6 protein-coding genes, 1 tRNA gene and 1 pseudogene are annotated in these 7040 nt (G+C 68.0%); 5 read left to right on the forward strand and 3 right to left on the reverse strand.

Annotated elements, in window-relative coordinates; translation table 11 throughout:
- Positions 1–83: 83 nt before the first annotated feature.
- A pseudogene (locus A9X01_RS32165) lies at positions 84–287 on the forward strand (hypothetical protein); the annotation flags it as partial.
- Between the two features lie 614 nt (positions 288–901).
- Here the strand turns inward: A9X01_RS32165 and A9X01_RS05690 are convergent.
- Together A9X01_RS05690 and A9X01_RS05695 are read right to left on the reverse strand one after the other, a co-directional pair.
- A tRNA-Thr gene (locus tag A9X01_RS05690) sits at positions 902–973 on the reverse strand.
- Positions 974–1000: 27 nt separating this feature from the next.
- Positions 1001–1723 carry a hypothetical protein gene (locus A9X01_RS05695; RefSeq protein ID WP_065119812.1) on the reverse strand — a complete coding sequence of 241 codons (723 nt, stop codon included), beginning with the start codon at positions 1721–1723 and terminating at the stop codon, positions 1001–1003.
- A 160-nt stretch (positions 1724–1883) separates the two neighbouring features.
- Between A9X01_RS05695 and A9X01_RS05700 the strand changes: the two genes are divergently transcribed.
- Together A9X01_RS05700 and A9X01_RS05705 are read left to right on the forward strand one after the other, a co-directional pair.
- A complete protein-coding gene (locus A9X01_RS05700; RefSeq protein ID WP_065037909.1) occupies positions 1884–2609 on the forward strand; it encodes a response regulator transcription factor in 726 nt (241 codons plus the stop codon).
- Positions 2610–2620: 11 nt separating this feature from the next.
- Positions 2621–4054 carry a HAMP domain-containing sensor histidine kinase gene (locus A9X01_RS05705; RefSeq protein ID WP_065119813.1) on the forward strand — a complete coding sequence of 478 codons (1434 nt, stop codon included), beginning with the start codon at positions 2621–2623 and terminating at the stop codon, positions 4052–4054.
- A gap of 13 nt (positions 4055–4067) precedes the next feature.
- Here the strand turns inward: A9X01_RS05705 and A9X01_RS05710 are convergent, their stop codons facing one another.
- Positions 4068–4472 carry an HIT family protein gene (locus A9X01_RS05710; protein WP_065119814.1) on the reverse strand — a complete coding sequence of 135 codons (405 nt, stop codon included), beginning with the start codon at positions 4470–4472 and terminating at the stop codon, positions 4068–4070.
- A 50-nt stretch (positions 4473–4522) separates the two neighbouring features.
- Between A9X01_RS05710 and A9X01_RS05715 the strand changes: the two genes are divergently transcribed.
- Both A9X01_RS05715 and A9X01_RS05720 read left to right on the forward strand, forming a co-directional pair.
- Positions 4523–5446: a C1 family peptidase gene (locus A9X01_RS05715; RefSeq protein ID WP_065119815.1), complete on the forward strand. Its 924-nt coding sequence runs from the start codon at positions 4523–4525 to the stop codon at positions 5444–5446.
- 88 nt (positions 5447–5534) lie between these two features.
- Positions 5535–6980, forward strand: a complete 1446-nt coding sequence (locus A9X01_RS05720; RefSeq protein WP_065119816.1) for a hypothetical protein — start codon at positions 5535–5537, stop codon at positions 6978–6980.
- Positions 6981–7040 lie beyond the last annotated feature (60 nt).

Here is a 7040-nt window from a genome sequence, read left to right on the forward strand (position 1 = left end):
CCACCACCGCCAGAGGCGGCACGGGGGTGCCGGCGGCGCGGGCGGTGCCGGCGGCGCCGGCGGCATCGGTGGTGCGCGGCACCCTGGTCGGCAACGGCGGCGCGGGCGGGTCCGGCTTGGTTGGCGGTGCCGGGGGTGCCGCCGGGCTGTTCGGCAACGGTGGTGCCGGCGGCGCAGCTCTGATCGGCGGGGGTGCCGGTGGTGCGGGCGGTGCCGGCGGGCTGTTGTTCGGCATCGGTGGTGCCGGCGGCACCGGCGCCAGCAACACCGTCGGCGGCGCCGGCGGGGCCGGCGGAATGGGCGGGTTGTTCGGCACGGGCGGTGCCGGCGGGTCCGGTGGGCTCAGCATCTTGGCCGGCGGCCTGGGCGGTGCCGGCGGTGCCGGCGGCTCCGCGTTGCTGTTCGGCAACGGCGGGCCCGGCGGGGCAGGTGGTGTCGGCACCAACGGTGCGGGCGCCACTGGCGGGGCCGGCGGGGTAGGGGGCAATGCCGGGATGTTCTTCGGCTCCGGCGGTGCCGGCGGTATCGGTGGTATGGGTACCGGCCTCGGGTCCGTCGGCGGGGTCGGCGGCGCCGGCGGCAACGCCGGAATCCTCTCCGGCGACGGCGGGGACGGCGGCATCGGCGGGTTCGCCGCCGCTACCGGCGGGGCCGGTGGCGCGGGTGGCAAGGCCGGTCTGTTCGGCGACGGTGGTGCTGGCGGCTCCGGTGGAGAGAGCTTCGGCACCGGCGGTAAGGGTGGTGCCGGGGGGGACGCCGTCCTGGTAGGCGACGGTGGCAACGCGGGTGAGGGCGGGAAAGGCGTCCCGCCGGGCGCCGGCGGCACCCCCGGCGCCGGCGGGTTGTTGTTCGGTTTGGATGGGTTGGCCTAGGCGTCAGCTCGCGCAATACGCGCAGGTAGAGCCCCCTGTCAGGATTGAACTGACGACCGCTCGCTTACAAGGCGAGTGCTCTACCACTGAGCTAAGGAGGCCGGTGAAACCGGTGCTAGCCTATCGGGTCACTGGTCGCTGTCGACGATCCGCTGCGACCGGACCGACCGTGACGTCGAGCGCGGCCGCCGCCCAGGCAGCGGGATCCGATCGGCGATGTTGCTCAGCGGGTTGACCACCATGGTCAGCGAGATCACCGCCTCCTGCAGCGTCGCGATGGCGGGCTCGAGTGCCTCCATTCCGGGCGCCAGGCGCGCCAGGGTGTCGGCCACGTCGGCCAGCTGCTCGAGCGGACCGTTCTTGGCGGTCAACTTGTCGACCAGGCCGCCCTCGGCGAGCAACTTGTCGGCCAGGCCGTCCTCGGCCAGCACCCGCTCGATCAGACCGTCGTTGGCCAACAACTGATCGGCCAGCCCGCCGGGCTGTAGGGCTCGTTGCAGTCCGCCGCCCTCCGCGGTCAGGCGGTCGATCAACCCGCCCTCGGAGGTCAGCAGATCCACCACTCCGCCGGGGCGCAGCATCCGGTCCATCGGACCGTTCGGCGCCACCGCGCGTCCCAGCGGCATGTCGTCGTCGAGGAGCCGGGCCAACCGGTTGGCCCGGGCGAGGGCGTCGTCGATGCCCAACATGTTCGCCATCGCGTTGGATCCACGCGGGCCGCTGGTGTCGCCGAGCGCCTGCTTGGCCAGACCCACTGCGGCACCGGCGAGATTCAAGCTTGCCTCCGCGGCAGCAAGGCCAGTGCGCGCCGGCGCGGTCGCAAGCTCAACAATGGCTTTGCCGAAGTTCATTCTGTGAGTCTATTCACGTCTAGCCCGGAAAACCCCCTGCGGGTCCAAGCGAATTCGTCGACTCCTGGCAGACTGCTAGCAGTCGACTTGCAACGACCTCTCAGGAAGTTTTCAATGATTGCAGAGCTAACACACAAGTTCGGGTGGAGGTAAAGGCCTCATGACACTGAGCAATACGGCCGAGACGACCAAACCCGAGGCGCGCATCCTCGTCGTCGACGACGAAGCCAACATCGTCGAACTGCTCTCAGTAAGCCTGAAATTCCAGGGATTCGAGGTTCTCACCGCCGCCAACGGTGCCCAGGCCTTGGATCGTGCGCGGGAATCTCGGCCCGACGCGGTGATCCTCGACGTGATGATGCCCGGAATGGACGGTTTCGGGGTGCTGCGGCGCATGCGTGCCGACGGTATCGACGCCCCCGCCCTATTCCTGACCGCCCGAGATTCGTTGCAGGACAAGATCGCTGGGCTAACCCTGGGTGGTGACGACTACGTCACCAAGCCGTTCAGCCTCGAAGAGGTCGTCGCCCGGCTGAGGGTGATCCTGCGGCGGGCCGGCAAGGGCAGCAGCAACGAACCGCGCAATTCGCGGTTGTCCTTCGCCGACATCGAACTCGACGAGGAAACCCACGAGGTGTGGAAAGCCGGCCAACCGGTTTCATTGTCGCCCACCGAATTCACCCTGCTGCGTTACTTCGTGATCAACGCCGGCACGGTCCTGAGCAAGCCCAAGATCCTCGACCACGTTTGGCGGTACGACTTCGGCGGTGACGTCAACGTGGTCGAGTCCTACGTGTCGTATCTGCGCCGCAAGATCGACACCGGAGAGAAGCGGTTGCTGCACACCCTGCGTGGCGTGGGCTACGTGTTGCGCGAACCGCGCTGAGTCGACGCGAGATGGCCAGTCGGTATCGACGGGGCGTGCCGCTGCGGGTAGGCCTGGTCGCGGCGACCCTGGTGCTGGTGCTGTGTGGGCTGCTGGTCTCTGGCCTGGCCGTCACGTCGATCCTGCGGCACAGCCTGGTCAGCCGGATCGACTCGACCCTGATGGACGCCACCCGCACCTGGGCGCAGGCTCCGTGGCGGCACACGGTGTCCAACGGGGAAGGGCCGGGGCCGGGCCGGCCGCCGTCGAAGTTCTATGTACGGGCCGTCGATCCCGACGGCCACGCCATGACGGCCATCAACGACCGCAATGCCGAGCCGGCCCTGCCCCCGGACAACGACGTCGGCCCCGACCCGACGACGCTGCCGTCAGTGAGCGGCTCGTCGATCGAGTGGCGCGCGGTCACCGTGCACGGCCCGCGGGGTGGGCTGACCACGGTGGCGATCGACCTGTCCGACGTCGACCACACCGTGCGGTCGCTGGTGTTGCTGCAGGCGGGTATCGGGGCCGGGGTGCTGGTGGTGGTCGGTGTCGCCGGCTTCGTCGTGGTGCACCGCAGCCTGCAACCGTTGTCCGAAGTCGAACAGACGGCCGCGGCAATCGCCGCCGGACAGTTGGATCGACGTGTCAGCGAGCGCGACCCCCGCACCGAGGTTGGCCGACTCTCGTTGGCGCTCAACGGAATGCTCGCCCAGATCCAGAAGGCGCTGGCCGCCTCCGAATCGTCGGCGGCGACGGCGCGCAGCTCGGAGGAGCGGATGCGGCGGTTCATCACCGACGCCAGCCACGAACTGCGCACTCCGTTGACCACCATCCGCGGTTTCGCGGAGTTGTACCGGCAGGGCGCCGCGCGGGACGTTTCCATGCTGCTTTCCCGGATCGAGAGCGAGGCCAGCCGGATGGGCCTGTTGGTAGACGACCTGCTGATGCTGGCCCGCCTGGACGTGCAGCGGCCGCTGGAACACCATCAAGTGGACCTGCTGGCGCTGGCCAGCGACGCCGTGCACGACGGCCGGGCGATGGACCCCGACCGCATCATCACCATGGAAGTCTTCGACGGCCCCGGCACCCCGGAGGTGTTCGGTGACGAGCCGCGACTACGGCAGGTGTTGGGCAACCTGATCGCCAATGGCATCCAGCACACCCCGACCAGCGCCGACATCACGGTGCGGGTGGGCACTGCCGGCGAGGACGCGATCCTCGAGGTTGCCGACAAGGGCCCCGGGATGACTCAGGAGGATGCCGAGCGCATTTTCGAACGCTTCTATCGCACCGACGCGTCCCGGGCGCGGGCCAGCGGCGGTACCGGGCTAGGGCTGTCGATCGTCGACTCGCTGGTGAAAGCACATGGCGGCCGGGTGACGGTGACCACCGCGCCCGGTGAAGGGTGCTGCTTCCGGGTCGCGCTGCCGCGCGTCAGCGAGGTGCCCGCGCAGGTGGGCTAACCACCGCCGGGGCTCACCGTAACTGTTCCAGCGCCGCCTTGATCTTGGCCTGGGCGTCGTCCAGCGACTCCGCCGACGGGTTGCGGTCCACGTTGGCGAAGCCGAAGTCGGCGAGACTGCGGGTGGGGAAGACGTGGACGTGCAGGTGCGGCACCTCCAGCCCGGCGATGATCAGCCCGGCGCGCTCGGCCTGGAATGCCTTGCAGACCGCCTTGCCGATCAGCTGGCTCACCGCCATCACGCGGTTGAACGCCTCGGGCTCCACGCCCTGCCACTGATCGATCTCCTCGCGGGGCACCACCAGGGTGTGGCCCTGCGTCATGGGTTCGATGGTCAGGAACGCGACGACGTCGTCGTCCTCGTAGACGAATCGGCCCGGAAGCTCACGGTTGATGATCTTGGTGAAGATCGACGCCATGGCTCAAGCATAGGTTCGCCCGGACGGCCCCAGCGAATAAGGTCGTCGGCATGAAGGCGCGGATCGGCAGGCGTTCGATCATGGCGCTCGCCGCCGCCGGCGCGCTCACCGCGGCGCTGCCCGCCTGTGGCACCGCCGACGAGGAGCCGTATCAACTCACCTCCTACGGATACGATCCGGAGGTTCCCGAGCCGGGTGTTCCCGAACCGCCCCGGCCTCTCCGCGAGGTGCCCGCCGCCGCCTCGGTGAAGACGCAGTATTTGCCCCCGGTGGGCCGGCAGACCATGCCGAATTGCTTCGTGTGGGCCACCGTTTACGGTCTGGCCACGTTCTACGCCGCGCGGCACAGCAATATCCCGCCCATCACCGCGGACCGGCAGGCCGCCCCTGACTACGCCTACATCAGGTATCAGCAGTCGATTCAACTCAGCGAGCCCACCTGCCGCGGCGGCCAGATGGTCAAATGTCTCAACTGGCTTCGCGATAACGGCGGAACCCCGTCGCTGGCCGCGGCGCCGAACCGGGGGCGTCAGCGGTCCCAAAGCTCGTGTGAGGCCAACTGGTCGGATTACGGTGCCCGGACAATCGGCCCGAATCCGGCATTCCGGATCCCGGAATGGAAGCTGACGAAGATCACCGGCTCAAATGGCTTGGCCAACTTGCGAACCGTCATCACACACGGCATGCCCATCGCCTTCGGCACCTACCTCTACACCGACTTCCCGCACTACCGGGGTGCGCCGTCGGTCTACGTCGGCAACGGCAACTGGATGCGCAACAAGGAGGGTAAGAAGGCCGGTCATGTCATGCTCATCACCGCCTACGACGATGCCTACGCCCCGCATGCCGGTGCGGTACGGGTGCAGAACAGTTTCGGTAAGCGTTGGGGCAGAGACGGATTCGTGTGGATCGCCTACGAGACCCTGGCGGCCATGGCGCAGGGCAGCGGCGTATACGTCCCGGATTCCGTATGACGGAGACACCGAATCGTTAACGGACCGTTGCCATGTCGTTCTCAATGACCGCCACACTCCGATGTGACCCAATTCACTGGAGGGCGACTTGGCGCGATGTCCGAAGGCGCTGCTGGCAATTCCGCTGGCAGTGCTGACCGCGTGCGCTGTCTCGTTCCTGCCTGCCATCACGCCCGCGCGCGCCGCCGACGCCTTCGGGCCGCTGGGGCCGCCCAATCCTTTCATGGCCCCCAACGGCCTCGCGTCGATGCACAACGACGCGGGGTCGGCCGATGCCGGCCCGCTGCCCGGCCCGGGTGCCCGCCTGGTCCCGATCCTGGCATTTCCGTTGCTGGCCGCATGCCCGACGATCACCCAGGGCACTGACGGGCTGGTGCTGGCGTTGTGCACCACGATCGCCGCGCAAGCCCCGGTGCTGCATCTGATCGATCCCGGCGGCATTGTCCCGCAGGTCATTCCGCTGGCCAGCATGGACATCGCCAAGGGCGGCCTGCTGGGCGGGGTCTATGCCTACCTGGACAACAACAATCAAATGGTGCTGATCGACGGCACCAACCACCTGCTGCGCATCGCGCATGCCCGCGACGAGAGGGGCCGCTGGCACCTCTTCATAACCGAGTCCATCGACCTCTCAGGCGTGATACCGCCGGGCGACAGCTCGGTGGGCGTCGTCCCCGACTACCTCGGCAACGTCTGGTTCGCCACCGGAAACGGCGTGGTGGGCGTGGCCAAGGCCGGCGGTGGCGTCGCGAGCCTGCAGCTGCCTGCCGGACAGCAAGTGGCGAACAGCATTTCGGCTTCACCGCAGAACCGCGTCGCGGTCGCCACCACGTTTGCTCTGTACGAGGTCAACCTCAACGGCATGGGCAACCCGCAAGTACTGTGGAGCCAGAACTACGATCGCGGACCCGCCCGCAAGCCCGGCCAGCTCAGTTGGGGAACCGGCTCCACCCCAACCTATTTCGGCCCGACGGGCGCGGAGTATGTGACGATCGTGGATAACGCCGAGCCACAGGTGCACGCCCTGGTGTATCAATCCGGAACTGGCGCTTTGCTTTGTCAACAGACCGTGTTGACGCTCGGTGGGCCCGGCAGTGAGAACTCGCCGATCGGCGTGGGGAATTCGATGTTCATCGCCAGCACCTACGGCTACCCCTATCCGGCCGTTCCGCCCGATGCCGGCCCGGCGGTACCGCCAACGGCGCCCTTCGTGGGCGGCATGACCAGGGTGGACATGAACAACCCCGGACCCGGATGTCACACGGTGTGGGAGAGCAAGGTTCGCAGCGCGGCCCTGCCGCATCTGTCGACCGGCGATGGCCTGATCTACACCATCACCCGGATCGGGTTCGACCAGACGACACCGGCAGACCTGTTCGCCTACAGCGTCATCGACCCCAACAACGGCCAACTGCTGCATCAGCAACCCAAGTCGGCGACGATTCTCAGCGATCCGATTCAGACGGCGTCGATGGTGTTGATGGGCAACAAGATCATGCAGGGCAACATCACCGGCATCGGCCGCATCGGCTAGTTTCTGCGCGAGCAGACGCTAAAGCCCCCGCACGCGCGGCGTGTCGGGGGCTTTAGCGTC

The organism is Mycobacterium asiaticum, from assembly GCF_001668675.1.
In the GTDB taxonomy this organism is placed as follows: Bacteria; Actinomycetota; Actinomycetes; order Mycobacteriales; family Mycobacteriaceae; genus Mycobacterium; species Mycobacterium asiaticum_D.